The 1411-nt window shown below is 40.0% G+C and carries 1 protein-coding gene, 1 tRNA gene and 1 pseudogene; all 3 read right to left on the bottom strand.

The annotated features are described in order from the left end of the window. Positions 1-56: 56 nt before the first annotated feature. Positions 57-530, bottom strand: coding sequence for an Rpn family recombination-promoting nuclease/putative transposase (locus tag WMO25_RS18005; protein ID WP_349086597.1), 474 nt, complete (start codon positions 528-530; stop codon positions 57-59). A gap of 188 nt (positions 531-718) precedes the next feature. Next, positions 719-791: transfer RNA gene (locus WMO25_RS18000), tRNA-Thr, on the bottom strand. A gap of 111 nt (positions 792-902) precedes the next feature. Continuing rightward, positions 903-1411: pseudogene (locus WMO25_RS17995) on the bottom strand (CapA family protein); the annotation flags it as partial.

Here is a 1411-nt window from a genome sequence, read left to right as displayed (position 1 = left end):
TGAGGCTGAGCTTCTGGCAGGTTAAAATGGGGAGAAATTTCTCATTTTAACTTGTACTAAATCTTGACATAGGACCATATTGTATGAATGCCATCTGCAATTTTCTCTTTGTTTTCCTGACATTGATTAGCAATCGTATATCGATAAAAAAGTGAATCCATCGGATCATAATCACAAATAAAGATAACATATGTATCCGGCAGCTCGTTATAATCTATCCCCGTTACCAGTGCATCCATATCAAGCTGCGCATGATAATAACGACTGCGTCTTGGCAAATTCTTGTTATCTTTGACTTGCAGTTCCACATTAAAACGCCGCCGAGTTCCATCTTCAACGGCAAAAACATCCAAACGTACACCATGATATTCAGGATGATAAGCAAGTGTCTTTTCTGTTACGACTGTTACATGTAGAATTTCCATTTCTAATACAAGTGACAAAAGCGATTTACACTGATTTTCATCTGACATCACTGCGGCAAACATAAATGGATCTTTGATGGTTAAATCCTGTAAAGTTCTTTTCATTGAAATTCCTCCTGTTGAATGCAAAGGAATCCTGTGATTATATTATACCGCATGTGTGAAAATCTATGCAACAAAAAAAATTACACAAACTTTTGGACACTCCCTACCCTTCGGGCAATCCTGTACCTCACTCTTTCAAGGTACTAAAAAAGCCGGAAACCCTTAATTCTCCAGAGTTTCCGGCTTAAAGCTAACAGCGGGAATCGAACCCGCGACCTACGCATTACGAGTGCGTCGCTCTACCGACTGAGCCATGTTAGCCTACCTGTTCCATTATATCATTTATTTTGAAAATGGCAACAGTTATTTTTTAATTGTTTCCATAATGTCCCCGCAATTATTCAGAACCGGATATAATTTTTGTATCCTGTTTTACATCTGTTCCAAAATATATGCTTTGACAGCTTCCAACTTACACTCTTTCCATGCACCTTTGGCCTCTTCCTGGGCAATCGGATAGATAATCTGGAAGTCCAGTGCTTCCCCCGGCACACGGCCGCTGCGCTTCTCTTCATAGAAATGGTCTTTCCACTGTGCTTCTGTAGCATTCTTGAATTTATCCGGATATAAGAACAGCTGCTGACGCTTTGTTGCAGCTAAGAACATTTTCGCTGCCAATGGTTCAAGCTTATTATAATCATCCTCCTGAATATCAGCAAAAATCTTCGGAAGTGGAGCAGACTCTATATGTTCATTTTCCCGGTTGATCTTCAAGCCAAAGGCCTCAAAAGAATATCTGTCCTCTGTAAAATGCAGTTTCAGCAAAATGCCCTTTTCCGTATTAAACTGCGCCCGCTGATAATCTGTATCAAAGATAAAATTGCCCAATGAGTAAAAAATCATCTTATCTCCGACGGTCTCATAGTTCATCGGCACATGCG

This window comes from Coprococcus intestinihominis (assembly GCF_040096555.1).
GTDB classification, from domain to species: Bacteria; Bacillota; Clostridia; order Lachnospirales; family Lachnospiraceae; genus Coprococcus_A; species Coprococcus_A intestinihominis.
Note: the sequence above shows the minus strand (reverse complement) of the source record. Positions and strands in the feature narration are given on the sequence as shown.

Coding starts and splice junctions, on each gene's coding strand:
- WMO25_RS18005 (WP_349086597.1), bottom strand. CDS start 530: ATGAAAAGAACTTTACAGGATTTAACCATCAAAGATCCATTTATGTTT.